This window comes from Paraburkholderia sp. SIMBA_027 (assembly GCF_046535315.1).
In the GTDB taxonomy this organism is placed as follows: domain Bacteria; phylum Pseudomonadota; class Gammaproteobacteria; order Burkholderiales; family Burkholderiaceae; genus Paraburkholderia; species Paraburkholderia tropica.
In genome coordinates this window covers 204,939-230,948 of record NZ_JAWRWY010000003.1, presented here as the reverse complement: position 1 = coordinate 230,948, position 26,010 = coordinate 204,939, and the positions used below count along the sequence as shown (strand labels likewise).

General features: G+C 66.0%; 24 protein-coding genes. 5 read left to right on the top strand and 19 right to left on the bottom strand.

What is annotated here, in order from left to right:
• Window positions 1-183: 183 nt before the first annotated feature.
• The 5 genes from SB764_RS06660 to SB764_RS06640 all read right to left on the bottom strand — a co-directional run bounded on the left by SB764_RS06660 (window position 184) and on the right by SB764_RS06640 (window position 4,082).
• A complete protein-coding gene (locus tag SB764_RS06660; protein WP_065061684.1) occupies window positions 184-1,599 on the bottom strand; it encodes a patatin-like phospholipase family protein in 1,416 nt (471 codons plus the stop codon).
• Between the two features lie 29 nt (window positions 1,600-1,628).
• Entirely contained in the window at window positions 1,629-2,348 is a 720-nt protein-coding gene (locus SB764_RS06655; protein ID WP_237181388.1) for a hypothetical protein, read from the bottom strand.
• 22 nt (window positions 2,349-2,370) lie between these two features.
• Entirely contained in the window at window positions 2,371-2,607 is a 237-nt protein-coding gene (locus tag SB764_RS06650) for a RebB family R body protein (protein WP_065061686.1), read from the bottom strand.
• 144 nt (window positions 2,608-2,751) lie between these two features.
• A complete protein-coding gene (locus SB764_RS06645) occupies window positions 2,752-3,306 on the bottom strand; it encodes an RNA polymerase sigma factor (protein ID WP_065061687.1) in 555 nt (184 codons plus the stop codon).
• Between the two features lie 98 nt (window positions 3,307-3,404).
• Complete coding sequence (locus SB764_RS06640; RefSeq protein WP_065061688.1) at window positions 3,405-4,082, bottom strand: Crp/Fnr family transcriptional regulator; 678 nt, start codon at window positions 4,080-4,082, stop codon at window positions 3,405-3,407.
• Window positions 4,083-4,526: 444 nt separating this feature from the next.
• On the opposite strand from SB764_RS06640, the gene SB764_RS06635 reads away from it, so the two are divergent.
• Both SB764_RS06635 and SB764_RS06630 read left to right on the top strand, forming a co-directional pair.
• Window positions 4,527-4,790 carry a hypothetical protein gene (locus SB764_RS06635; protein ID WP_124260641.1) on the top strand — a complete coding sequence of 88 codons (264 nt, stop codon included), beginning with the start codon at window positions 4,527-4,529 and terminating at the stop codon, window positions 4,788-4,790.
• An 8-nt stretch (window positions 4,791-4,798) separates the two neighbouring features.
• On the top strand, window positions 4,799-5,413 hold the full coding sequence (locus tag SB764_RS06630) for a thioredoxin fold domain-containing protein (protein ID WP_065061689.1): 615 nt from the start codon (window positions 4,799-4,801) through the stop codon (window positions 5,411-5,413).
• Window positions 5,414-5,733: 320 nt separating this feature from the next.
• Here SB764_RS06630 and SB764_RS06625 read toward each other — a convergent pair whose 3' ends face one another.
• The 11 genes from SB764_RS06625 to SB764_RS06575 form a co-directional block, all read right to left on the bottom strand.
• Window positions 5,734-6,675 carry a DUF1571 domain-containing protein gene (locus tag SB764_RS06625; protein WP_124260643.1) on the bottom strand — a complete coding sequence of 314 codons (942 nt, stop codon included), beginning with the start codon at window positions 6,673-6,675 and terminating at the stop codon, window positions 5,734-5,736.
• A 58-nt stretch (window positions 6,676-6,733) separates the two neighbouring features.
• Window positions 6,734-8,494 (bottom strand): AMP-binding protein, encoded by a 1,761-nt coding sequence (locus SB764_RS06620; protein WP_410863016.1) that lies wholly within the window; start codon window positions 8,492-8,494, stop codon window positions 6,734-6,736.
• A 140-nt stretch (window positions 8,495-8,634) separates the two neighbouring features.
• The gene (locus SB764_RS06615; RefSeq protein ID WP_410863152.1) at window positions 8,635-9,681 is read right to left on the bottom strand and encodes an alpha/beta fold hydrolase; all 1,047 of its coding nucleotides are present in this window, start codon (window positions 9,679-9,681) and stop codon (window positions 8,635-8,637) included.
• Window positions 9,682-9,774: 93 nt separating this feature from the next.
• Window positions 9,775-10,695 (bottom strand): alpha/beta fold hydrolase, encoded by a 921-nt coding sequence (locus SB764_RS06610; RefSeq protein WP_110325819.1) that lies wholly within the window; start codon window positions 10,693-10,695, stop codon window positions 9,775-9,777.
• 6 nt (window positions 10,696-10,701) lie between these two features.
• Window positions 10,702-11,604 (bottom strand): metal-dependent hydrolase, encoded by a 903-nt coding sequence (locus tag SB764_RS06605; RefSeq protein WP_065061694.1) that lies wholly within the window; start codon window positions 11,602-11,604, stop codon window positions 10,702-10,704.
• Entirely contained in the window at window positions 11,601-12,539 is a 939-nt protein-coding gene (locus tag SB764_RS06600; RefSeq protein WP_074981124.1) for an SDR family NAD(P)-dependent oxidoreductase, read from the bottom strand. The genes SB764_RS06605 and SB764_RS06600 overlap by 4 nt, the downstream gene beginning before the upstream one ends.
• Before the next feature lie 29 nt (window positions 12,540-12,568).
• Window positions 12,569-14,125 carry a flavin-containing monooxygenase gene (locus SB764_RS06595; protein ID WP_260183248.1) on the bottom strand — a complete coding sequence of 519 codons (1,557 nt, stop codon included), beginning with the start codon at window positions 14,123-14,125 and terminating at the stop codon, window positions 12,569-12,571.
• A gap of 362 nt (window positions 14,126-14,487) precedes the next feature.
• A complete protein-coding gene (locus tag SB764_RS06590) occupies window positions 14,488-15,399 on the bottom strand; it encodes a MerR family transcriptional regulator (protein ID WP_410863014.1) in 912 nt (303 codons plus the stop codon).
• Window positions 15,400-15,528: 129 nt separating this feature from the next.
• Complete coding sequence (locus SB764_RS06585; RefSeq protein ID WP_065064462.1) at window positions 15,529-16,353, bottom strand: OmpW/AlkL family protein; 825 nt, start codon at window positions 16,351-16,353, stop codon at window positions 15,529-15,531.
• 196 nt (window positions 16,354-16,549) lie between these two features.
• Window positions 16,550-17,824 (bottom strand): DUF2957 domain-containing protein, encoded by a 1,275-nt coding sequence (locus tag SB764_RS06580; RefSeq protein ID WP_065064437.1) that lies wholly within the window; start codon window positions 17,822-17,824, stop codon window positions 16,550-16,552.
• A 123-nt stretch (window positions 17,825-17,947) separates the two neighbouring features.
• Window positions 17,948-19,315, bottom strand: coding sequence for a DUF2957 domain-containing protein (locus SB764_RS06575; protein ID WP_074981118.1), 1,368 nt, complete (start codon window positions 19,313-19,315; stop codon window positions 17,948-17,950).
• 809 nt (window positions 19,316-20,124) lie between these two features.
• Between SB764_RS06575 and SB764_RS06570 the strand changes: the two genes are divergently transcribed.
• Window positions 20,125-21,159: a hypothetical protein gene (locus SB764_RS06570; protein WP_410863012.1), complete on the top strand. Its 1,035-nt coding sequence runs from the start codon at window positions 20,125-20,127 to the stop codon at window positions 21,157-21,159.
• A 237-nt stretch (window positions 21,160-21,396) separates the two neighbouring features.
• Here the strand turns inward: SB764_RS06570 and SB764_RS06565 are convergent, their stop codons facing one another.
• From SB764_RS06565 to SB764_RS06555, 3 genes are all read right to left on the bottom strand, one after another.
• Entirely contained in the window at window positions 21,397-21,693 is a 297-nt protein-coding gene (locus SB764_RS06565) for a hypothetical protein (protein WP_146229921.1), read from the bottom strand.
• A 113-nt stretch (window positions 21,694-21,806) separates the two neighbouring features.
• The gene (locus SB764_RS06560; RefSeq protein WP_410863010.1) at window positions 21,807-23,660 is read right to left on the bottom strand and encodes an ATP-binding cassette domain-containing protein; all 1,854 of its coding nucleotides are present in this window, start codon (window positions 23,658-23,660) and stop codon (window positions 21,807-21,809) included.
• A 10-nt stretch (window positions 23,661-23,670) separates the two neighbouring features.
• Window positions 23,671-24,555, bottom strand: coding sequence for an extracellular solute-binding protein (locus SB764_RS06555; RefSeq protein ID WP_065064429.1), 885 nt, complete (start codon window positions 24,553-24,555; stop codon window positions 23,671-23,673).
• A 206-nt stretch (window positions 24,556-24,761) separates the two neighbouring features.
• Here SB764_RS06555 and SB764_RS06550 point away from each other — a divergent pair, with 206 nt between their 5' ends.
• Window positions 24,762-25,190: a molybdopterin-binding protein gene (locus tag SB764_RS06550; RefSeq protein ID WP_065064460.1), complete on the top strand. Its 429-nt coding sequence runs from the start codon at window positions 24,762-24,764 to the stop codon at window positions 25,188-25,190.
• A 159-nt stretch (window positions 25,191-25,349) separates the two neighbouring features.
• Complete coding sequence (locus SB764_RS06545) at window positions 25,350-25,901, top strand: nitrogen fixation protein NifQ (RefSeq protein WP_065064458.1); 552 nt, start codon at window positions 25,350-25,352, stop codon at window positions 25,899-25,901.
• Window positions 25,902-26,010: the final 109 nt, after the last annotated feature.

Below are 26,010 nucleotides of genomic sequence, written 5' to 3'. Positions count from 1 at the left end.
AAGCTCGCGCGTGAAGCCGCCATGAAGCGCGGTTTTGGAGCGCGATTTTCAAGCGACCCACGCAGGCATCGAATCAAAATAATTCGGATGCCAAAATATAATCGATGGAGCGACGAGGCATCGATCGTGCCACCCAAACCGCGCGAGCACGATCGATGCGATGGCGCTAACGCAAGCGGCTGCTTACAGTCCGCCCCAGACCAGCCCGCCGCGTGGTTGTCCGGCCTGCTGCACGAGCTGCGCGAGATTGCGCGCGATGGTGTCCGCATACGCGTCGATGGCGTCCTGCACGCTGCGGCTTTGCGCGCCGGTCGGAATTTCCGCCGTCAGCGAAATCGGTGCGTCCGGCAATTTGCTCGCGTAGAAGATGCGGTAGTCGCCTTCGGGTTTCATGCTGAAGCGGAACAACGCGCCGTGCTCGGTTTGCGCGGCGGGCGGCATGCTGCAAATGTCGCGCCGCGCGTTCGCGTAGAACGAGTTGTCGGCGGGCACGACGATGGTCTTGTGCGCCGACGGCAGCATCAGGCGCTGGACGGCCCACATCTGCCAGCCGGAGGGCAGGCTGCTCGCTTCGTCGCCGTCGTTCAGACCGATCGCGAGGATGTCGCGCTCGGCGGGCGGTCTGCCGATGATGCTGTCCGCGAAGATGGGCGCTTCGATCGGCATGTTGCTCATGCAGCCGCCATCCGTGTAGAGGAAGTCGCGCAGCGACGGCGACGGCCCGAGCGGTGTCGCCGCGAACAGCAGCGGAAAGGCGCCGCTCGCCTGCGCGGCCGCGAGCAGGCAGACGCCTTCGTGACGCACGAACGCCTTATGGACGGGATTGCGATCGGTCGACCACGTTCCCGGAGGCAACAGCGTCGACACATAGTTCAGCGAGCCGAAGGTCTCGGCGAGCGCCTCGCTGTCGACCTGCGCCGGATAGAGCCGTGTGAGCGTGACGCTCAGATGCTTCCAGCCGGCGTCGATGCCCGCGTCGCGCAGCAGGGTGACGATGCGGTGATGCGTGCCGACAAGATAGCAGCCGAAGCGCCGCAGATCGCGCAGGCCGGTGGCGAGCGCGGCGCGCAGCGCGGCGATGTGCGGGCCGCCCGGGTCGACGTCGTAGTCCCAGAAGCAGCCCATGCCGCGCCCATGCAGCTCGTTCAGGTAATAGCGTTCGCCGTCGAGCGCGAGGTAGCTGTCGCCTTCGTCGTCGAGGTCGATTTGCTCGACGATGCGGCGCATCAGTTGCAGCAGCGCGGTTTCGGCCCAGATCATCAGCACCGAGGGAATCGCCGAGCCGTCGAGCTTGTCGGCCGCGTAGTCGACGACGGTCGACGCGCGGCTCAGGGCGATGCGCTTTTCGCTGCGATTCGCGAACGATTTGGTCGCGAAGGGCAGCGCTTCGCTGATGGTCGGCGAAAGACGTGCGATCGCTTCGGGCGTGCCGCCGAGCGCGAGGATGAAGCCGGTCAGCGCGCCCGCGCTCGCGCCCGCCACGTGGGGCACGGCGCGCAGATCGATCTGGCGGTCGCGATGCAGTTTCTGAAGCGCCTTGGGGTAGACCACGCCTTTGGCGCCGCCGCCGCCGAGCACGAGCGAATGTAGGTCGAGCATGTCGTTCTCCTGTTGATGGAATGGGTCGGCTAGCCGCCCTTGCGGTCCAGCAGCGACTGATACTTGTTGATGCTCTGGTCGATCTTTTCGAGCGCGAAATGCGCGGATTCGCCTTCGATGGCGCCTGCGGCCGCCGCGACGGCCGCCGCCGTGCCGACCAGCAGATCGGTGATCAGCACGCCGAGCGCATCCTCGGCCGCGCCCTTGATGTCTTCCTGGAGCAGCTTCTCGGTCATGTTCTTGAGCAGCACGCTCTTGCTGGCGAGCGCGAGCTTGCTCGCACCGTCGAAGTAGTTCGCGGCCGACTGCGCGACGAGTCCGCTCGCCTGGCTGATCATCATGTTCGGACCGGCGGCGATCTGGCTGCTCGCGTAGGCGGTCGTCTCGGCGTTGGTCAACTGGACCGCCTGCACGATCTGACTGTTGAGCGCGTCGGTGGCGGGCGCAGCGGCCGCGCCGCCTTGCATCTGCGCGGTGAAGCCCGCAAGCGGACTCGCGGGCGGGCTCGCCGGGGTGGGCGGGGTGGCCGGTGCCGTGGACGGGCCGGCGGTCGCCGCGCCGCCGTTTGCCGTGCCGGTGGCGCTTTGACTCGCGGCGGTCGCGCCGGCGTTGTCCGCGCCTGACGTCGCGCCAGCCTCAGGTGATGAGGCCGACGATGAGGGCGACGCCGCAGCGGGCGGCGGTGTGGGCGGTGCGGCGCTGGCGGCGTTCGCGGCGGACTTGCCGCCAAAGAGGTCCTTGAGGCTCATGGTTCAGGTCTCCGCACGCGCGTCAGCTCTTGTCGCCGACGGCGAGAATCATCGTCACGGCCTTGGAAATCACGGCGCTGGAAATCTGGTTCAGCGCCTGTTGGCTGTGCACGGCGTTCTGCAACGACAGGCCCGCCGAATGACTGGCGAACTGATAGAGCGAAGCGAGCGCCTGGGCCGGGGCTTCGGCCACGACCTTGACGTTGGTTTGGGTGACGGCGTCGGTGATCTGGCCGTTGACGGCGGTGTTGTCTGCCATGACGACTCCTTAAGTACGGCATGGGGGTGGCGGAAAGCGCGAGGCGACTGGCATCGCGCTGCGTGGTTTGCCTGAATACGGACGCATCGCCGGCGTGCTTGTGAAGGCTGCGAAGCCGGCGGGCGACGCGCATGCGCGGCGCGCCTAGTCGAGCTTCTGGCGCAGTTTTTTGCGCAGCAGTTCGACGCGCTTGCGTGCGAGCGCCTCGCTGATGCCGAGCGTGTCGGCGATTTGCGGATACGGCAGTTCATCCTCGAATTTCAGGGCGAACAGCGTGCGTTGCGCGGGCGCGAGTTCGGCGACGGCTGCCTCCATGCGCGCGAGTTGCTGCTTGAGCGCGAGTTGCTGATCGATGGGCAGCGCGCGATCGGCGACGGCAATGCACTGCTCGTCTTCCCATTCGGCGCCGTGCTCGATCACGCGATCCTCGCGGCCGCGTCGGCGCGCATGATCGAGAAAGGCATGGTTGAGTGCGAGAAAGAAAAAGCCCGCGAGGTTCTTCACGCGATCCGGGGAGCGCTGCATGTAGAGATGGACTTTCAGCGCGGTGTCGGAGAGCAGATCGTCGGCGCGCGAGGGATCGCCCTTGCATAGCAGACGCGCGCGTCGGCGCAACTTGCCTTGCACATCTCTCCAGGTGCAATCGAATTGCTCGCGGTAGGCCGTGGTCTCGTCGCCGCCACAAGTTGTGATGTTCATTCTGCGTCCTCCGTGGATGGAATCAGCAGGATCCGGCCAATCGTGTGAAGAAAGCAGTCGCGTACGTAACAACGCGCGCGATGCCCATGCAGCGTGCTTCATCCGGCCGTGGCGATATGGCGAAGGCGCTCCGGATTTTCGATGCACAGCATGTGTGCCTGCGGCCGGATCAGCCCTTCGCGCTGCCAGCGTTGCAGCAGCGAATTCAGGCGCGGCCGGCTCACGTTGAGCATCGCGGCCATGATGCTTTGATTGCCAGGCAGACGGACTTCGTGTCGCTCGCCGTCGCCCATGCGCGTGAGCAGATGGCGCGCGAGCCGCGCTTCGAGCCGGTACAGGCAGGCCGATTCCACGAAGTCGCTCAGTTGCTCGAGGCGATTGCAGAGCAGTTGCTGGACGCGCAGCATGAAGAGCGGATTGGCCTGCAACACGGCGAAATGCGCTTCGTGCAGCAGCGAGATCTCGCAGTCGGGACTCAGTTGCGCATTGAAGCTGCGCCGACGCGGATGCAGCAGCGCACTCTCGCCGACAAGCCCGCCCGCGAGCGTGTAGTCGAGGATGATTTCGCGCCCGCCCGGCTCGTGCAGCGTGTGATAGATGTGTCCGCGATGCACGAAGGCGACGAAATTCTCCGTATCGCCCTTGAAGAACAACAGCCGGCTGCGTTGAGCGGGCCAGGGCGTGAGGCGTTCGTCGATATGCTGCACGAGTGATTCGGGCAGCCCCTGTAGCAACGCGAATGAGCGAACCCCGTAATGGTCTTTGGCGGCTGGCATGACGTCCTTGCCTTTCTTGATGTGGTGTGGCGACTCACTGGCGGAAACGTCCTGCCATGCCGGATGTGAAGCGCAGGCCCCTTTACCCTGTCAATGTTGATAGCTGCGCTCGCCCGCGCCGCGCCTGCGCGCGACACGTGTCGCACGTGCGGAACGTGTGCGATGAGCGGATGATGCGGAGCGCATTGCATCGCGCATAGGCCGACCGCCGCGAGGCGAGCGTCATGCGGGATGCGTAATATGCCTTGTTTCAGGGCAGGATTCGAGAAATCGCCCGCCGCGCGAGAGAAAGGGCGGCGAAAGAATCGGTCGAATGCGGTAGCGAAGTTTGCGATCGCGAAAGGAAGCGCGATGCGTCGGCTTACCGAAACGCGAGACCGGGTATCGAATCGATTGACTTCAAATTAATTTGCATTCCAGATTAAATTGCCGGGCGATATCTGGGTGAAGAATCACAACGCATTTGCCGGCCGTCGTCGCGACGGAAAATCGCGCGCATTGCGCATTCAAACATTGCGCATCGCCAATTCGTCGCTCGCCGATTTCGAGTCGCGCAGCGTCCCGCAAACTCTCACCTTCGATCGCCTGGTCGCGCCTCCTGACATTTCTGCCAGGTTCGCGTCAGGGGCGGGCCACGTCTGCGCCATAAGATACGGGCTCCGCGCGCGGGCAACGCGCCTGCATTCGACGCGCGCGGAACGAACCTGAGGTGAATAATGAAGAAGTGGATCAGCATTCTGATCGCCGCGAGCGCATTCGGCGCGGCGGCGCCCACCATGGCCGCGGACGATCCCGCGACCGTCTGGCTGCCCGCCACGGCAGCCGCGCGATTCCAGAGCGCGAGCGCGATCGTCGAAGGCGCGAGCGGCGCGAACGTCAAGTCGACGCTTTACGTCTTCATGGACCCGAACTGTATTTTCTGTCACCTGGTGTGGAAGGCGCTGCAACCGTATGAAGCGGCGGGCCTGCAGGTGCACTGGATTCCGATGGGCTTCCTCAAGCCCGATTCGCCGGGCAAGGCGGCTGCGCTATTGCAGGCGAAAGACCGCGCGGCGCTCCTGAAGGTGCTGGAAACGCGCTACAACGAGAAGGACGAATCGGGCGGCATCGCGCCGCTCGCCACCATTCCCGCCGCGGCGAAAGCGCAACTCGACAGCAATATGCAGTTGTTCCAGGACCTCGGTTTTCAGGGCACGCCGTCGATCATCTACCAAGGTTCGGGCGGCCGCTGGGCCGACTATGACGGCGTGCCGAAGCTGAGCGCGCTGCCGGGCCTGCTCAATCTGCCCGAGCAGCCGATCACGGATCCGGAGTTGCAGAAGTATCGGTGAGACGTTCCAGGAGATGCGCGTCGAGGGTGAGACGCGGCGCGCATCGCCGCTTCACCGCACGCAGGCAAAAAGCGCTGAAGGTGAGGAATTCCAGGCGATCAACCATCAAGGTGAGTCGCCTGGTACGCCGATCTATCACCCGAAGCAGTCGGAATCACCTGGAATGACCCGAAACGGTCGGCCACGCGCTTCAAAAACGCAAAAGGTGAGGAATTCCAGGAGTCAGAGGCCGTATTTTCCGGTGAGCGCGCGATGCAACCCGCGCTTCACCCCGTCCACTCTCCCGAAAACCCTCACCTTGATCGCGACGCACGCGCGAACTAGAACTTGTAGTCCGGATTCTTCGGATCGAACGCTTCGGCATCGAAACTTTTCGGCGTGATGCTGTCGATCACGATCTTCTCGAAGATCTGCCCGTCGTCGCCGTACGCTTCCACGGTGCGGAAATACGGATGACGCAGATCGAGCCCGAGCGTCTGCTTCTTCGCGTAGAACTGCGGCTTGCCGCTCGGCGACGTGTAGGTGAGCGCGACCACGCGCACGCCGTTCATCGTCTTCACCTCGACTTCGGGCTTGTACGGCGCGCCCACTTGCACGTACTTCTTCGCGTCGGTCATGAACTGGCTGACGATGAACTCGGTCCCGAGATCGGTGATCTTGTGATTCGACTGCGAGCGCGCGAGCGTGCCGTCGAGCGCGGTCCACATCGGCATCACGCCGAGCAGGCCGCCCAGGTGGCCGTACATTTCATCGGACTTCTTCGAGGCATCGTAGATCACTTCCTCGCCCGAATGCTCGCCGTCGGGCAGCCACTTCGCGTAGATCCGCAGCGGATCGTGATCGAGTTTCACGAGCATGTGCGCGGGCTTGCTCGGCCACTTGCCGTTCAGGCGCTCCCAGCGCGACAGCGTGAACTCGTACGACGGATAACCCGACGGCCCGAGCTTGATGACCGTGGGCACCACGAGGGGATCGAGCGCCTGGAACAGCGCGGTGAGCTGCGCGTCGTCCATCTTCACGAGCGCGCCGCTCTTTTGCGCCTTCTGCAGCCAGCGCACCTGCTGATCGACGGAAAGCTTGCTCACTTCGGCGGCCGACGGCGCGGCGCCTTGCGGTGCGGCGGCGCCGGTCTGTTCGCTGGCGGCGTTGTCGTCCTGCGCGAACGCGCCGGCGCACGCGAGCGCGAGCGCCGCGCACGCGATCGCCCTGAATGCGCGGCGAGGTTGGCGAGGCAGCGAAGCAAGCGTTGAAGCGGTGTTCATGATGCGTCTCCCTGTTTATGTTGGCCTGCTCGATAAAAGCCGGTGTAGCCCGCGCGATCTACGCCGCGCGTTGCCGGGCGATTTCCTCGTCGCGCAGCGCGCGGCGCAGGATCTTGCCGACGTTGGTTTGCGGCAGCGCCTCGCGAAACTCCACGAGGCGCGGCACCTTGTAACCGGTGAGCTGACGGCGGCAATGCGCGATCACAGCATCGGCCGTGAGCGAGGGATCGCGCGCGACCACGAACACCTTCACGCGCTCGCCCTGCACGGGATCGGGCACGCCGATGGCGGCCACTTCGCGCACGTCCGGATGCATCGCCACCACGTCCTCGATCTCGCTCGGATACACGTTGAAACCCGACACGATGATCATGTCCTTCTTGCGGTCGATGAGCTTGATGAAGCCCTGCGCGTCCATCACGCCGATATCGCCGGTCGCGAGCCAGCCGTCGGCGTCTAGCACCTGCGCGGTTTCGTCGGGACGATTCCAGTAGCCAAGCATCACCTGCGGGCCTTTCACGCACAGTTCGCCGGGTTCGCCGATGTTGGCCCACGTGCCGTCCTCGCGGCGAAAACGGACTTGCGTCGACGGCACGGGCAAGCCGATCGAGCCTTCGAAATCGCGCATGTTCTGTAGATCGACGGGATTGGTCGCGACGATCGGCGAGCACTCCGTGAGTCCGTAGCCTTCGACGATCGGCTGCCCGGTCACGGCCTTGAAGCGGTCGGCGACGGCCTTCTGCGTGGCCATGCCGCCCGCCATCGCGAGCTTGAGCGCGGAGAAGTCGCGCCGACGGAATGCCTCGCTGTCGAGCAGCGCGTTGTAGAGCGTGTTGATCGCCGTGATGCCGGTGAAGGTTTCGCGGCGCAGGATCATCATCATGCGCTTCGTGTCGCGCGGATTCGCGATCAGGATATTGCGTCCGCCGAGCCCGAGAAAGATCAGCGCATTCACCGTGAGCGAATAGATGTGATAGAGCGGCAACGGCGTGAGCACCGTCTCGACTTCGCCCGAGAGTTGCGAAGCCGACCACGCCTTCGCTTGCAGCACGTTGGCGAGAATGTTGCGATGCGTGAGCATCGCGCCTTTCGCCACGCCGGTCGTGCCGCCGGTGTATTGCAGAAAGGCGAGGTCGCCGCTCGTGCGCAGCGCGTTCGCGAGCGTGCGCCGCGCGCCGATGTCGAGCGCCGCGCGCAGACGCACCGCGTTTGGCAGCGTGTAGTTCGGCACCATCTTCTTCACGCGGCGCAGCACGAAATTGAGCAGACGACCCTTGAGATTGAGGCCGTCCGCGAGCAGATCGCCGAGACCCGTCACCGCGATGTGCTCGATGCGCGTGCCGGGCAGCGCCTCTTCGAGCGTCTTCGCGAAGTTCTCGAACACCACGATCGCGCGCGCGCCGCTGTCCTTCAACTGATGCGCGAGTTCGCGCGGCGTATAGAGCGGATTGACGTTGACGACCACCGCGCCGGCCTTGAGCGCGCCGAACAGCGCGACGGGATACTGAAACGTATTCGGCAGCATGATGGCGACGCGCTCGCCGGGCGCGATGCCCACGCCTTGCAGCCACGCCGCGAACGCTTCGGCCTTGCGTGCGAGCGCGCCATAAGTCAGCGATGCGTCCACGCTCACATAGGCCACGCGTTCGCTGAACTGCGCGACGCACTCGTCGAAATACTGCGAAATTGTTTCGTATTGCGTAACGTCGATCTCGGGCGGAACGCCGGCGGGATAGGACGCGTACCAGATGCCGTCGGTGTCGGGCGCGGCATGCTGCGCGCCGCGAGCCGTCGTCTGCGCTTGCAGTTGGGCTGCCATGGTCGTCTCCAGTCTGTCTTTGTTTTGGGCGCCGCGCGCGTGCTGATCGACACGGCCGCCCTTACGATAACAACGACGCCTCGCAAAACGCTTGCATCAGTACCGAGCAGTCACTCTAGCGGCGCGTGGCCGCGCGCCGTTCAGATCGCCGGACGTCCTTGCATGGGCGCGTCGAGCGGCAACTCGCGTTCGTCACGCTGATCGACGGCAATCGCGCGTTCGGCGCTTGCGTGCGCCGTACCCGCGATCGCGCTGCGCAACCAGTCGTAAGTGGTCGACGGCGCCGTCACGGGCAGCATGTGGCCGCCGTTCACGACCTTGAGCGACACGCGCGGCGACGCAAGGCGCAGCGCCTCGCCGTGACGCGTCCAGTCGAGCACGATGTCGTCGCGGCCGAACAGCACGTCGACGGGCACGCTCAGCTGCGCATAACGCTGCGTCATCCGGTCGAGATCGTCGGCGTCCTCGATGGCGACGAGGTCGCGCGAACCGTTCACGAAGCCCTGCGGACGCAGGCTCAGCAGCGCGCCGCCGCGCGTGCGGAAGTCGCGCGGCACGGCTTCGGGCGCGAACACCGCGCGCAACGTGCTCGCGCTCGTGGCGAGGCCGAACGGCGTCGCGAACGTGCGCGACACGAAGCGGCGCACGGCATTCGAGCGCAGCACGAGCGGACGAAACGCCTTCGGCACCTCGGTCTGCACGTGCGTGAGCGGCGCGATCAGCGCGAGACGCGCCACTGCTTCCGGATGATCGAGCGCGACGGACAACGCGAGCGCGCCGCCGAGCGAATGCCCCACGAGCACGGTCTGTTCGAGCCCCAGCGCGGCGATGAAGTGCGCGACGCTATCGGCCTGCGCGCGAATATTCGCCGGGCCGTTCGGCGCGCGCGTCGAGTAGCCGGAGCCGGGGCGATCGAGCAGGATCACGCGATGGTCGCGCGCGAGCGCTTCCAGCGGCAGATACGCGAAGTTGCGCAACTGGCCGCACAGACCGTGCACGAACACGACGGGCTGACCGTCTGGGTTGCCGAATTCGACGTAATGCAGGCGCTCGCCGTCGATCTCGATGTGACGGCCGTCCATCGGCACGGCGGTTTCGATGCGGCGCGTGGCGCGTCGCGTATAGAGCGCGAGCGCGGCGCACGCGGCCACGATCACGGCGATTCCGGTTGCAAGGGGCAGGGCGATGGCGTTCACCGGCGGACCTCTCCGAAGGGGTGTGTCTCGATGTTGTCATGACCGCGCGTTGCTGCGTGGCGATGCGCGCGGTAACGACGCTGTTCAAGTTCTCTCAGGCAGCACGCTCGCGCGGGCGTCGCTCGTCTGCGAAGCCTCCACGGCCTGCACCGGCGGCGACGCCTCGTTGCGCGCCCACGCGATGAAGCGATGCACGCGCGCGGCGATCAGTGGTGCGTCGCGCACCACGGTCCAGTGCGGCGCGTCGATGAGCTCGCGCCGGTAACGCCCGAGCCATTGCGCGACGTGCTCGGACATCGCGGGCGTCACATAGCGGTCGAAGCGCGGCACGATGAACTGCACGGGCACCTGCGTGCGCCGCTCGCGCGGCCGCCGCGCGCACGCGATGAAATTCGCGCGATACAGCTGCAAACCGTTCAGGCAGTTGCGCAATTGCTGCGGATCGCGTTCGGCGCGCACGCCTTCGGTCTTGCGCAGCCACCACGGCCAGAGCGCCGCGCCGCCGAGCCGCCAGACGAGCTGCGGCACCAGCGGCAGATGAAAGAACGCGATGTACCAGGACTTGAGCGTCTGGCGGAAATTCGTCGGCGCGCGAAAGACGTGATCGAGGCACGGCCCCGAAATCGACGTATAGGACGCGAGGCGCGCCGCGTTGGCCGGATCGGTGACAGCTTCCCAGCACTGAATCGAGCCCCAGTCGTGCGCAACGAGATGAAACGGCCGCGCGCCGCACGTCGCCTCGGCGACCGTCATCAGATCGTGCGCGAGCCGTTCGAGCCGATAACCCGCGCGATTCGACGGCGCGCTCGACGCGCCCATGCCGCGCACGTCGTACGCGATCACGCGATAGCGCGCGTCCAGTTCGCGCCGCAACGCGTCCCACACGCGCGCCGAATCGGGATAGCCGTGCACGAGCACGAGCGGCGGCGCGTCGCGCGGGCCGCTCGCATAGACCGCGAGCCGCACGTCGCCGGCATCGACTTCGAAGGTTTCGATCGCGGCCATGATGCGTCAGGCCGCGCGCGGCGAGCCCGCCGGATGCAGCGGCACACGGCGCGGCGCGGCCTGCGAGGCGTACTGCGCGTTAGTGGCGTCGATCTGCGAGATCAGGCCGTCGATGCGTTCGAGATGCTGGCGGTTGTTGTGATCCCACGGATGAAAACCGGGCTTGAAGAAGCGCAGCCATTCCATCGCGATGCTCGGGAACACGCCGTGACGCGGACCGTAGAGAAACTTGAACAGCTTCCACCAGCCGCTGAATTTGCCGATGCGACGCTTGTGGCGGCGCATCAGCGCGAGGTGATAGTCGAACACGATGAGCCAGAACAGCACGGTGGTCGCGAGCATCGTGCCGGTGCGCATCAGATAGCGCTTCGGGCCCGGCTTGATGACCGTATTCCACACGTCGTACGAGACCGACTTGTGCTCGGTTTCCTCGAGCGCGTGCCAGAGCCACATCTGCTTGTAGCCTTCGACCGAGCCTTCGATGCGCGAACCGGTCTCGGCGAGCAGCAGATCCGCGAGCATGGCCGTGTAGTGTTCGAGCGCGACCGTCTGCGCGAGTTGCAGCGAAGGCGGCAACACCTTGCGCCCGAAGTTAAGGATCGCCCACAGCCGCTTGTCGAGCTTGTGCGCGGGCAGTCCCGCCGCTTGCAGCAGGTCGTTGTACTCGACGTGCTCGCGCGTGTGCATGGCTTCCTGGCCGATGAAACCCATCACCTGCTTCTTGAGGTCGGGGTCGTCGATCTGGTCGCGATAGTGGCGCACGGAGTCCATGAAAAAGCGCTCGCCCGCCGGAAAAAGCAGCGACAGCGCGTTGAAGAAGTGGGTGACCGGCACGCCTTCGACGTGCCAGTCGCAAGCCCGTTCGGGCGGTAGCGCGAAGCGGATATCGCGTCGGACCGGCATGATCATGCTGTTTCTCCCTGATTATTGCCTGCGTTGTTGTTTCTTGCACCGCCGTTGAGCGCGGCTTCGCGCGCGGCGCGTCGGGCGCGGCGGTTCGCCTTGGCGGCTTCGCGGCGCGCGCTCATCACGACGAGCGCCTGGTACGCGGACGGCAGCACGCGCGCGAGCCAGTCGGCGGCGCGCGCGTCGCGCCCGATCAGCACGCGGCGCGCGTTGCGGCGCACGCCGGTGAGGATCGTGCGCGCGGCGTCGTCCGCGGTGGTGATGAAGAACTTCTCGAATTCGTCCTTGCCCTGCTGCTCGCTCGCGACCATGAAGCCGACCATGTTCGACGCGACGCGGCTCGCCTGGGCGATGTTGGTGCGGATGCCGCCCGGATGCACGCAGGTGGCCGAGACGCCGCACTTCATCATGTCGAGTTCCTGGCGCAGCGATTCGGTGAAGCCGCGCACCGCGAACTTGGTGGCGTTGTAGCCGCTCATGCCCGGTTGCGCGAACAGGCCGAACACGCTCGACGTATTGACGATATGGCCGTCGCCCGACGCTTTCAGATACGGCAGAAACGCCTTCGTGCCGTGCACGACGCCCCAGAAGTTGATGTTCACGATCCATTCGAGATCGTCGTACGACATGCCGTCGATGGTGCTGGAGAGCGCCACGCCCGCGTTGTTGAACACGAGGTTCACGCGGCCGTGCGCGGCGGCGGTTTCGTCGGCCCACGCGAACATCGCGTCGCGCTTGCCCACGTCGAGCACGCGCGTCGTCACACGCACGCTCGGCGCGAGCGCGCGCACGATGCGCTCGGTTTCGGCGAGGCCCACGGCGTTCTTGTCGGCGAGCGCGAGATGGCAGCCCGCGCCCGCGAGCTGCACCGCGAGCGAGCGGCCCATGCCCGAGCCTGCGCCCGTGATGGCGGCGACCTTGTTGTCGAAGTGTTTCATGTCAGTGCTCCCTCTCCCTGTTGGGCCGCTCAGGCGGCCTCGGTCGTGTGTGTCGTGTGCGCCGCGACGCTCAACGGTAGTTCGGCATCCTGATGATGTGTTTTGCGGAACACCTGATATTCGCCGATCGAAAAGCTCGCGGTGGCCTGGCGAAAGCGCCAGGTGAAGCCCGGCCAGAGCGTGGTGTTCTTGCCGTTGCGCGGATCGAGATACCAGCTCTTGCAGCCGCCCACCGACCAGATCGCGCGATCGAGCTTCTGCTGGATGCGCTCGTTGAAGCGCGCTTCGACGCTCGGACGAACCTCGATCGAATCGGCGCGGTCCTTCTTCATGGCGTCGAGCGCGCCGAGCACGTATTCGATCTGCGACTCGATCATAAACACCATCGAGTTGTGGCCGAGCCCCGTGTTCGGGCCGACCAGCATGAAGAAGTTCGGATAGCCGGGCAGCGCGGTGCCCAGATACGCATGCGCGCCGTTGCGCCACGTATCGACGATATCCACGCCGTCGCGGCCGATGATCGCGCCGCGCGGAAACGGATCGGCGACCTGAAAACCGGTGCCGTAGATGATGCAGTCGACTTCGCGATGCCGGCCGTCGGCGGTGATGACGCCGGTGGCGTCGATGCGCGCGATGTCGTTCGTCACCACGTCGACGTTCTCGCGCGTGAGCGCCGGATAGTAGTCGTTCGAGATCAGCACGCGCTTGCAGCCGATCGTGTAGTCGGGCGTGACGGCCGCACGCAACGCCGGGTCCTTCACGTGATGGCGGATGTGGCGCAGCGCGATCTTCTGCACGTTCTTCATCAGCGAGGGATGAATCGCGAAGCCGAGCACGCGCGATTCGAGCAGCCAGTACAGGCCCGTGCGCATGATCTTCTGCGTGAACGGCAGCGTGCGGAACATCCACTGCTCGAACGGCGAGAGCGCGCGGTCGGGTTTGGGCATGATCCACGGCGGCGTGCGCTGGAACAGGTCGAGCTTCGCCACTTTCGGCGCGATCTGCGGCACGAACTGGATCGCGCTCGCGCCCGTGCCGATCACGGCCACGCGCTTGCCGTCGAGCGCATAGGCGTGGTCCCAGTGCTGCGAGTGGAAGGCCTTGCCCGCGAAGCTTTCCACGCCGGGAATCGCGGGCAGCGCGGCGCGCGAGAGACCGCCCATCGCCGAAATCAGCACGCGCGCGCTGATGCGGCGGCCGTTCGCGAAGGCAAGGCGCCAGCAATGTGCGGCGTCGTCCCATTGCGCGCTCTGGAGCTCGTGGTCGAAGTTGAGCCACGGCGAGAGACGGAACTTGTCGACGCAGCGGTTCAGATACGCGCGAATCTCAGGCTGGGGCGCGAACATGCGCGTCCAGCGCGGGTTCGGCGCGAACGAAAACGAGTAGACGTGCGATTGCACGTCGCACGCGCAGCCGGGGTAATGGTTGTCGCGCCAGGTGCCGCCCACGGAGCCGGCCTTCTCGAATACGGCGAAATCGGTGTGGCCGCGCTGCAGCAGACGGATCGCCATGCCCAGCCCCGCGAAACCGGTGCCGATGATGGCGACGCCAAGCGGCTCGCCCAAAGACCGGGTGGATGCGTTCATCCGGAGCGTCTCCCTATGGTTCATTTTTAACTGTTACATTGGATGATGTAAACATAGTGCGCGCGGCGAGATCGCGCAAGGGGCTAGAGGGAGCATTCGGGACACAACGCGCGGCGGCTGCGAATACGCGAAAACGCCTGCCTGGCATGGGTTTCAGGCGGATTTGGCGCGACTCGGACGGACGTGGGAGCGGGAAAAAACGGAGAGGAAAAAACGGGGCCGAAAACGCGGGAGCGTGTTTAGGGCGTTTTCAGGCGTCGCGCGCAAGGCACGCGCAAGGCACGCGAAAGCCGCGCAAAAGCCGAAACGCGCGCCGTGGCGGCGCGCGTCAGAAGCCGGATCGGCGTGAGATCGGCGGGAGATCAGCGCTTCTTCAGCGCGGACTTGAGCGAAGGTTTCTTTGCCGTGCGCGAGGCGCTTTTGCGCGCGGCCGGCGGCGCATCGGCGTCGCTATCCGCATCGGCAGGGGGATCGGCGCTCGCGCGCTGGCCGAGTTTGGCGTCGAGGATGGTGGCCACGCGGCCGCCCAGATACTCGCTCGACTGCGCTTCGAGCGCGCGCAGGATCTCGTTCTCGACGAACACCGAGGAGAGCGGACGCAGCCGCCAGATCGCCTCGACGAGTCCCGGCATGTCGGTCGCGGGCGGCAGCGCGCCGGCGTCGTAGCGGTCGAGATGGCGCACGACCATTTCCACCAGCACGCGCGCGATGGCGTCGAAATGCGGACGCGCCTTCTCCAGCACGTCGAGCAGGTCGCGCGCGGGAATGCCTTCGCGCACGGTGGCCGCGGCCGCGTCGAGCATGGCCGGATTGCGCGCGACGAACGACAGGCCCTTGCGTTCCAGCAGGCCGAATTCGGCGAGCCGCGTGAGGCTGCTGGGCGCCTGCGGGCCGAACAGCTTGATCAGTTCGGGCAGCGAATAGGTTTTGGGCCGCGCATGCGACCACGGACCGCCGATCGCGTTTTCGAGGCCGAGGATCGAGCGCAGATCGCCGCCGTCGTCGATGGCCTTGATGAGGTCCTGGATATTCGAGAGCGTGTAGCCGCGCGCGAGCAGGTGATTGATGAGCTTGAGCCGCGCCACGTGCGAGTCGTTGTAAATGCCCACGCGGCCGCGCTTGTCGGGCGGCATGAGCAGATCGCGGTCCTGATAGGCGCGCACGTTGCGCACCGTGGTGCCGGTCACGCGCGCGAGTTCGTCGACGGTGTACTCGCTGTCGTCGGGGCGCTCGGGCGCGGAATCGGGAACGGGAGTCGTGGGCGTTTTCGGCATGCGCCGATTTTAGCGCGAGCCGCCGTGCTCGCGCGAGCCGATGTCCGCCGAAATCGTCCCGCTATCCGCCTTATATTGCTGCAAGTGTGCGCATGCACGCGCAACGCGGCGTGCATGCGTAAGCGCCGGTCAGAACTTGTAAGAGACCGCGAGGAACGAAATGATCGGGTCGGCCTTGAGTTCGGCGCGGCTCACGCCGAGTTCGGTGCCGTCGGCGGCCTTGATGATCACGGATGACGTGGTCTTCAGCGGAATATACGTCAACGACGCCACCAGCCCGAGATGCTGCGTGATCTGATATTCCGCGCCGATATTGAACACCGGCTGCCACGACGACGACGCCTTCGCGCTGATCTGCGTCTGCCCCGTCTTGCCCGCGCCCGCCGCGAGCACCGAGCCCAGATTGTCCTGGGTCGCCTTCACGAAGTTCGGGTTGAGCTGGATGTCCGAGAACCAGTTGTACGACACGCCGATCCCCACGAACGGCCGGAACTTGGCATCGGCGTCGCGGAAGTAGTACTGGAAGATCACCGCCGGGCTCCACTGCCGCACGCTCTGGACGATCGGATTGGTGGCCGGATCGTCGAGATTCTGGCTGCCGAGCGCGCCCGCCGGTCCCGGCGGCTTGATCGTGCCGTGGCCGTAGAGCTTGAACTTGGGCGGCACGCCCGCCACCGTCGAGATCGCGATGTGATCGGTCAGGAAGTGGCTGAAAACGAGGCCGAGCGTGTTCGCGTTGTTCGTCGACAGACTCGTGCCCGGCGAGGTGAACGAGTCCGGCAGACGCAGCGGCGTGTTGATCGGCGTCGGCGCGACCGTGGTGGTGAGCGGCGTGCTCGATTGCTGGGGCGCGACGTGAAACCAGCCGAGTACGGCCACGTTGTCGCCCGCATGCTGGGCATGCGCAGCCGTGGACAAGCCGGCGGCCACCGCCGCCAGCGCAAGACGTCTCATCATTGTTGTTCCTCCCTGTTTCTCTCAGGTTCGGGCAAACCTGCCTGCGCGCGGCGGCCGTCTCATGAACGGCCGGTCCTGCGCGTGCCTTGCGGCCCGTGTGCGCGTTGCCGGCGGCGCGGCGCACACGGAGAGCGGTTGCCTCATGGGCACGGCATCGTCATGTGTCGATCGATGCGCGTGGCGGGCGTGCGGATTACTGCACGAACGCGCCCGCGGTGAAGTACGGCGACGAAGCATTCGTCAGGTCGAGGAAGCCGAACACGCCGCCCGTGAAAATCATCTTGCCGGTCGGCGTGGTGCCGGTCGACGCATTCACGTGCGTGGTGGTCACGAGACCCGGCACGCTCTCGGTGAAGTTCAGATCGAGCGCGGTGGCCAGCGCCGCCTGCGACGCGTTGAACGGATCGAGCAGCGTGCCCTGCGTGCCCGACAGCGCCAGCGTGCGGTAATCGAACTGGCTGTCCACGCCGATGTACTCGCCGTCCTGCGAACCCTGCGCGACGGCCGTCTGCGGCGCGAGCACCGAGATGCCCGACTCGTCGTCGGCGACCGGACCGGTGGCGCCGCTCTGCGGATCGACGCCGACCTGCGGATACGCCACGCCCGTGCGCACGAGCACCGGCACGAGCTGATTGCGCAGCTTGCCGACGATCATGAAGCCCTTCGCCGCGTTCTTGCCGGTGACGAGCGTGGGCTTGACCTGCCCCTGGAAGTTGTCGGTTTCGAACGCGCCGCTGCCGTCGCTCGACTGCACGAAATTCGTGCCGGGCTGCTGGCAGGTGCCGGCGTTCACGCCGCTGTTGTCGCACTCCTGCCACGTGCCGTCGGCGTTGATGGTGATCTTCGCGTCGACGGCGGCGGGCAGGAAGTTCTGCGACGGCACCTGGTGATAGCCGAGCTGGTTATACGTGCCCGCGACGTTGGCGATATTGGTTTCGAGCGTCGAAAAACCGATGAACGGGTAGTACGGGAACTTCGTGTCCGGCACCACGCCGATGCCGCCCGAGCCCGCGAACTGGATTTCCGCGCCGGGAATCGTGCCGCCCGCGACGCCGAAGCCGATGAACACGCGCGCCGGACGGCTCGCATCGAGGCTCGCGCCGTTGAGCTGGAACGCGCACTGATTGAGCTTCGCCGTGGGCAGCGCGGTTTCCTGGGTAATCGTGCCCGAGACCACCTGGCCCTTGCGCGTGGGCGTGACCGTGCCGGTGGTGGCCGGAATCGGCGATTCGACGTAGGTGATCTGCCAGGTCTTCTTCGTGGTGTCGAGCTGGAGCTTGACCAGTTCGCCGTCGCCGCCGCCGCCCGTGTAGACCGTGTTGTAGTCGAGCGAGGTCGGGCACAGGGCGGTTTCGACCAGCGGCGGGCTGCCGCTGCCCCCGCCGCCGCAGGCGCTCAGCGTGAGCAGCAGCGGCGCGCCGAGCGCCGAGAGCTTCGCGAGGTGCTTTACGGAATGCTTCAATGTCATACCGCGTCTCCGGAATATTCTTGTTGGCGGGGCGCAGGCTCCCTGTCCTTGCGCCCCTTTTCGAGCTTGCTTGCTGCTATTTCGGCATCCTGAGCGATGGCTCGAGGAGGCGTGCCGGCGGCTTTACTGCGGCTGGATCAGTGCGCCCACACCGAAGTACGGCGAGTTGGACGTCTGACTGTTCGCGGATGTCGAGGTCACGCCGCCGTTCTCCTCGCCGTTCAGGAAGATCCCGTACAGGCCGCCCACGGCGATCACGTTGCCCGCATTGCCGTTGTTGTCGGTCGCGCCGATCAGGCCCGGATGCGTTTGCGTGTAATCGAGCGTGAAGGTGCTCTGCGTCGTCATCGTCGAGGGCTTGAGGAAGCCGGCGGTCTGACCGTTGATGAGCGTGGCCGTGTAGGCGAAGTTCGAATCGGCGCCGATGTAGCTGCCGTCGAACGAACCGGACGTGAGCGACGTGGCGGGCGCCATCATCGCGATGCCGGATTCGTCGTCGATGGCGATCGTCAGCAGGTTCTCGTTCACGTAGCCCGTGCGCACGACGACCGGCACGATCTTGCCGTTGAGCTTGCCGAGAATCAGGTGGCTCGCGCCGCCGGTCGCCAGCCCCGAGAACTGCGGCGTGATGATGTGCGGCGCGTTGCTGCTCGTGAAATAGCTGCCGTTGGGATCGGTGGCCCATTGCGACGAGGACGTATCGCATTGCGTGTTGGTCGCGCCGCTCGTCACGCTGCAATTGCCGCTCGCGTCGTAGGTCTCCTGCGCCGTGGTCGCGGCCGCCGCGAAGCTCTGCGTCGGCACGATGTGATACAGCAGCGCGTTCCAGTTGCCCTGCAGATCCGCGATGTTCGTGCTGACCGACGAGAAGGCGAGAAACGGATAGAAGTCGAAGGTGCGCGACTGGACATTCGGGAACAGCAGCGCGGCGAGGCTGTCGCCTTGGAGGTTGACCGTCGCGCCGGGAATGCCGCCGCCCGCCACGCCGTAGCCCACGTAGATCGTGGGCGGATTGTCCGCGTTATAGGCCGTGGTGTAGCTGTTGCCGTTGAGCGTGCCGGTGCCCGCCTGGAGCTGGAACGCGCAGGCGATCTGCGCGGCCGTGGGCAGCGCGCCGCTCGGCGGATGCTGGACCGCGCCGGTGACCGTGAGGCCCGCGCGCGTGGCCGACACCGAACTCGATTGCGCCGGTATCGGCGAAGCGAGATAGGTCAGCGTGTAGGTCATCTTCGTCGGATCGATGTTCAGGCTCACGACCTCGCCGCTGCCCGCGCCGCCGAGATAGGTGTTCTTCGCGATGTCGGCATCGGCGGGGCAGAGCGCCGTGGCGGCCGGCTGGCTCGTGGGCGCGCCCTGGTTCGTGCAGGTCGAGCCCGAACATTGCGCCGGCGTGATCGGCGCGGGGTCGCTGGCGTTGCCTCCACCGCAAGCGACGAGTAACGGCGTTGCGGCTGCGGCCAGCGCGACGCAGCGGACAATGCTCTCCAACATGTGTCTGCCTCCCTGTCTCGTAATAATTTGTGCGGTGAAGATTGGATCATTACATTGACCGCTGTCAATTGAACGAATCACTCTAAAAGCCGCCATCAGGGCGCTTCCGCTTGCTCCGTCGCGGCCGGGGCGGATGCAACGCGGGTTTGTCCTGATGTGTGATTGAGACGCGCCGGCGTCGCTGAGCAAAGCGTATTCCCGGAGAAAACGCGGCCCGGAGGCGCGATCTGGCCGGGGGCACGGTGCACGAAACGGTGTGGGAAAGCGGATCGCTTACGGTTGGATGTTCGCGCAATGATTCGATATGCCAGGCATATGCCTGGCAATCGGCGACGCGTTCTGAAGCGGAGCCACGCTTATCCGCGAATCCGAAGGTGAGGGAATACGGGAAACGTTTGCGCTCGACCGGATGCCAACGGTGAGGACATTCGGGAGCCAGACCTGGGGAGTGCCAGGAAACGTGAAGGCGAGTGTGTCGCCGCACTCACCGATCCACCCAACTGCACGATCGAACCGCCCGCGAACCGTAAAGGTGAGTGTTTGCGGGAGCCATTATTCACGGGATCGACACCCAATCGCGTTTTGTAGCTTGATGTCGTCAAGTTGCTTCGCGGATTTTTTAACATCAAGTGTCTGGAAGAAAATCCAAAGGTGAGCGTTTTCAGGAGCACAGGCGCGCGGCGCGCACACGCTTCGTTGCCGGCCTTTCAGGGAGCGCGAGGCCCGACGCGGTATAGTCGACGACGATGCGCGCCGGCCAGGCGGCAACTCGAATCCACCGGCCGGCGCGGCGCTACGGGAGCCGTCTCATGGTTTTTTTCGATCGACTGTGGCCGCGCAAGCCCGCGCGGCCCGACCCGCAAACCGAACAGACACGCGCGCTGGCGGACCGGCTGACCGAGCTGAGCCCGCCGCTGAAGCTCGCGCGCGACTGGCGCGCGCGGCTCACGCCCGCGCTCGCCCAATCGCTGAGCTATGTGAGCGATGTGGTGCGGACCTTGCCGCCCGCGCACGAGGCGAGCGCCGCGAACTGGCTCGCCGATCCCTATATCCACGCGTTTTTCGCCGCGCCCGACGAGATCGCGCATGTGCTCAGCCGCTCGGCCGAACTGCATGCGTGGTTCGAGAGCCATCCGCTCGCGAACGAAACCTACGCGGTGCTCGGCATGGCGATGAGCGAGCGGCGCTCGTTCGGCGTCGCGCAACATGGCGATCAGGTGCATGCGGACGTCGCGCAGACGACCTTGAGCTTCGACGACCATCAGGTGCGCGTGTGCGGCGAGACCGAAGCCGATCTGCGCGCGCTGATCGTGCAGCGCGTGGTCGAGCAGATCGCGCTTGAAGGGCTGGCGCAGATCAGCGCCGACGAAACGCGCCGCGACGCGCTCGAGCAGGAGCGCGCGCTGCTGCGCACGCGACTGCAATTGCTCACGCGTCACGGCGCGGGCACGCACCGGATGGTCGGCGAGCGGGCGGTGGCGGACGCAGCGGAGCTTGCGCGGCTGGAGGCGCTGATCGCAGCGAACGAGCAGGCGCTGGCGGCGCTGGGACTCAAAACCGACGCGCTGGAGCACGAACTGAGCGTGATCTGCGAGGTGCTCGCGCATCCGGCGCAGCACGCGAACGTCGAGATGCGGCAACTGCGGTTGAGCCCGATGAACGTGCTGATCGAACCGGGCGTGGCCGAGACGGGCGGCGTCAGCGGTGCGCCGATCGTCGTGCCGCTCGCGCATATTCCGGCGAGCCCGGCGGGGGTGCGTGCGTTCTCGCTGGTGCGTTTCGCGCGCAAGGATCTGCAGCCGCTGCCGCGCGTGCTCGACGAGGACAGCCGCTTCGTGATTTGAACGCCGTACGCGAAAGGTGAGGCTTTTCGGGAGTGCGGTGAATCGTTACGCACTCCAACGTGGATGACGTCAGGTGATGCTGAGCGCGAAGGCGATGCTCACCTTGTCTCGCACGCGTCGGCAAGACATGACGCGTTGAGCGCGCAAAACAAGGCAGAAAATTTCCTGGGAGTCCCAGGTCACGCGATTCGAAGCGAAGCGTTCTGTTGATCCGACGCGCGCACGCATGCCGATCGATCAAGGTGAGGATTTACGGGGGGCACGCGCCGCGTCGAGATTCAGGTGTGCCTGGTGAGGTCGGTGAACCGCTTGTTCATCACCGTACATGCGAGCGGATTCGCCGGTCGCTTCCGCGTGCAGAAGGCGCGGAAACCCGCGTTTTCCAGCGTATTTCGCGAGTTTTTCCTGGTAGTCCCAGGTTAAACGATGCGAATTTTGCCGATGACGATCGATGCGCTTAGCGATCCGGATCACGATGTCGATCGCGTGCGAATCCGAACGAACGCCGTTGAGGTGAGCGTTTTCAGGACCCACATTCCTGGTCGTATTTCAGCAGCGACCAAAAAGAAAAAGCCCTGAAAACAGGGCTTTTTTTACGAATCGGCCTGACAGTTCAGGTCCGGCACGGACACTAAAGGTGAGCCTTTTCAGGACCCGTCCGCCGTCCACACCGACACGCCCGCCTCGTCGATATCGAAACGCAGCGTCTGCGCCTGGGGCGCATGTGGCGCATCGTCGGCGGCGATGTCGAACGTTTCGCCGCCCAGTTCGACTGTCACATAGCGATCCCCGTGACGCAGCGACGTCCCCGCGAGCCGTCCTTCGTAACGGCCATCGGACGCGGCGCGCAGCGCACGCGACGACACGCGCCACATCGCGCGCGCGCCCACCTCAAGCGGCGCGCCTGCGCCGTCCGCGAAACGCAGCCGCAGCCCGGACGCCGTTTCGATCTCGCCCACCGCGCGCACGATCCCCTCGCCGATGTTGTGCAGTCCGAGCAGTTCGGCCACGCGCACGCTCGCGGGCTGCGCGAACACCGCGTCCACGGCGCCTGCCTGGAGCGCGCGGCCGTGTTCGATCACGAGGACTTCGTCGGCGAGCAGCGCGGCTTCGTCGGGATCGTGCGTGACGATCACCGTGACCGCGCCGATCTCGCGTTGCAGCGCGCGCAGCGACTGTTGCAGGCGGCGGCGGCGCGGCGTGTCGAGCGCCGCGAACGGCTCGTCGAACAGCAGCAACTGGCTGTGCCGCGTGAGCGCGCGCGCGAGCGCGACGCGCTGACGCTGGCCGAAGGAAAGCTGACGCGGCAGTCGCTGCGTGAGCGCGTCGAGGCCCAGATGCGCGAGCCAGTAACGCGCGCTGGCGGCGTCGGCGTCGACGGGAAACGCGAGTTGCTGCGCCACCGTCATGTGCGGAAAGAGGCCGTAGTCTTGCGGCATGTAGCCGATCTGACGACGCTCCGGCGGCAGCGCGCCGAGGTCGGTCGCACCAAGCGTGACCGACCCGGCGTCGTTCGGCTCCAGCCCCGCGACGATGCGCAGCGCGAGCGACTTGCCCGAGCCCGACGGTCCGATGATCGCGAGCCGCCGCGTGCGCGGCTGCCAGGCGACGTCGAGCGTGAACGCGCCCAGCTTGCGTCGCGCGGTGAACGCGAGCCGCAGGCCGGTGTGTTCGGGCGCGGCGGCGGGCGTGATGGCGGTGAGTTCGTCGCCGTTGTCGGTGCTCACCGCCAGCGTGGCGCGCGCGCCGCGCGTGTAGACCGACAGCATCGCGCAGACGATCGCGATGCCGAGCGTGGGCAGCAGCAGCGGCATCATCGCGGGCAGGCCCTGACCGCCGAACACCACATAGGTATAGACGGGCAGCGAATACGGGTGATACGCGACCATCACGGTCGCGCCGAATTCGCCGAACGCGCGCAGCCACGCGAGCGCGAGCCCCGCGCGGATGGCGGGCCACGCAATCGGCAGCGTGACGCGGAAGAAACGGCTGGCGGCGTGATGGCCGAGCGTGGCCGCGACGTCGTCGAAAACGGGATCGACGGCCGCGAACGCGGAGCGCGCGGCGACGATCAGAAAGGGCGCGGCCACGAAGGTTTCCGCGAGCACGATGCCCGTGAACGAATCGGTGAGCGTACCGTTGAACAACTGGCCGATGCCGCTATACGGGCCGATCAGGAACAGCAGCAGCACGCCGCTCGTGAGCGGCGGCAACGCGAGCGGCAACTGCACGACGAAGCCGAGCAGCGCCACGCCGCGCGCATGCGAACGCGCGAGCCAGTAACCGAGCGGCACGCCGCCCACGAGAATCACGAGCGACGCGACGCTCGCGCTCGCGGCCGAGACGGCGACCGCCGACCAGGTCTGATGCCAGTCGACGCCGGCCCAGTCGGCCTGGCCGATCTGCGGAATGCTGGCGAGAAACGGCGCGCACAGATACACCGCGAGCAGCGCGCCGAGCCACCAGAGCGGCCTCGCGGCGCGCTGCACGGGTTGGGTCATGACGGCGCGATCACTGCTGCGCGGCGTCGATCACGGCTTGCACCGACGGCGGAATTGCCTGGCCGTTGCCGTTCACGCCGGGCTTCGTCACGTCGACGCCGTGTTCGGCGAGCAGCTTGCGGCCTTCCGCCGACAGCAGGAAGTTGACGAAGCGCGCGGCCCCCGCGTTGTTCGGGGCGTCGTTGAGGATCGTGAGCGTGTAGTTCGCCTTGATCTTCAGTTCGGGCGCCGGGTGGATCGACGGAATCTTCAGGTCGGACGTTTCGGTGGAGTAGAAGAAGCCCGCGTCGAGCTGACCCGATTGCAGACGGCCCACGAGCGTTTCTTCCGGCAGCACCTGCGCGGGATTTTCGGGCGCGCCCAGCGTCTTCTCGACGAGGTCCGGCTGGTTATACGCCTGCGCGGCCTTCGTCATGAGTTCGACGGTGAAGGCGCCCTTCGGGTCGAGCTTCGGATCGGTGCGTCCCAGACGAATGCCGTCCTGTTGCAGCACGTCGCTCCACTTCTTCGTCTTGAAGTCGTTGGCGAAACGGCTCTTGGGGTTATAGCCGATCAGCAGCGGCGATTCGGCGAAATTCACGTACCACGAAACGTGATTGCCATTCGCTTCGCCCATCAGGCTCGCGTTGACCTTGGGGCTCGCGCTGATGAACACGTCGCCGCGACGCAGCTTGCCTTTGATCTCATTGGCGATCTTGTTCGAACCGGCGGCGTAGCCCTTGAAATGCAGGCCGGTTTCCTTTTCGAACGCGGGACCGACGCTTTTCTCCATCAGGTTCACGAGCGAGCCTGCATAGAGCACGTTCACGTCGTTGTCATCGGCGGCGAATGCGCTCGAACTTGCGGCGAGCACGCCCGACATCATCACGACCGATGCGATCAGCTTGCGGATCATCTGTTCTACCCCGTTCCGTTATAAAGGCCACTATATTACGACAGGCGTGCTGCGTTTATATACCTGGCCGAACGGCCAATTTTTAGTATTGGCTCTGTGCGGGAGGCATCGGGACGACTACACTGGGCTCCTTTATTTCGCCCTTTGCATCGCCTGCGCGGTTGGCCCCGGCCGTCACCGCGCCGCGTATCTTCATGGAGACCAACATGCGTACGAGCGCCCGTAATCACTTCACCGGTCAGATCGCCGCCGTCAAGCCCGGCGCCGTCAACGACGAGATCACGCTGCGCGCCGACGGCGGCCTGGAGATCGTCGCGATCATCACGCACGGCAGCGCGGCGTCGCTGGGTCTCGCGGCGGGCAAGGGCGCGTTCGCGCTCGTGAAGGCCTCGTCGGTGATCGTCATGGTCGACGGCGATGCGAGCAAGGTGTCCACGCGCAACGTGATCGCGGGCAGCGTGGCGTCGGTCACGAAGGGCGCGGTGAACGCCGAAGTCGTGATCGCGGCGCCGGGCGGTGCGCAGATCGCGGCCATCGTCACGAACGAGAGCGTCGACCGCCTCGGTCTCGCGGCGGGCAAGGCGGCGTCGGCGCTGTTCAAGGCGTCGAGCGTGATCGTCGGCGTGGACGACTGAACGCAGCGGTTTCACCGCAGCATGACGCAGCGCGAAACGGGCAATCCGGCGCACCGCCAATCCGCGGATCAGCCCGTGGATCAACCCGCGGTTCAAGCGGCGAGCGCAGCGCCGGATGTCGAGCGCTTGGCCGCCGCGTGCCGCGACCGCTTGACGGGCATGCCCGGCGGCGCGCCCACGGCGGACGCGTGGCTGTTCGCGCGACTCGTGGCGGCGCGCGCCGTGCGCGGCGAATGCGCGCTGCTCGGTTTATCGGCGTCCGAACTCGCCGAGCTCGCGAGGCGGCATTTCGTGGCGGGATCGCTCGACAGCGCGCCTGATGCGCCGCTGTCGAATGTTGCGAACCTCGCGATCGTCACGATGACCGACGACACGCATGCGTCGTTCGTCGCCGCGATGCGCGACTTTCTGCTCGGCCTGGCCGCGCCCGATGTCGACGGCGAGGACGCACGCTGCCTCGCCGCGATACTCGCGCATGCGTGTCTGCGTCCCGACCACCTGTGGCGCGATCTCGGCCTGAGCGGACGCGACGACGTCACGCAGATGCTCACGCGTTTTTTCCCCGCGATGGTCGCGCGCAATACCGAAGGCCTGCGCTGGAAAAAGCTGCTGGCGCGCGAACTCGCGCTGGCCACCGGCGGCGTGCCGGGACCCGCGCCGGGCTGTCCCGGCTGCGAGGACTTCGGCTTCTGCTTCGGCCACGCGCGTTAGCCAATCGGCCAGGCTCGCGCGCGAGGCCATCGTGTATGCTTGCGCGCATGACCAGACCCGCAAAAGACCGCGTGCAGACGGGCGCTTTGCCCCTTGCCAACCCGAATGT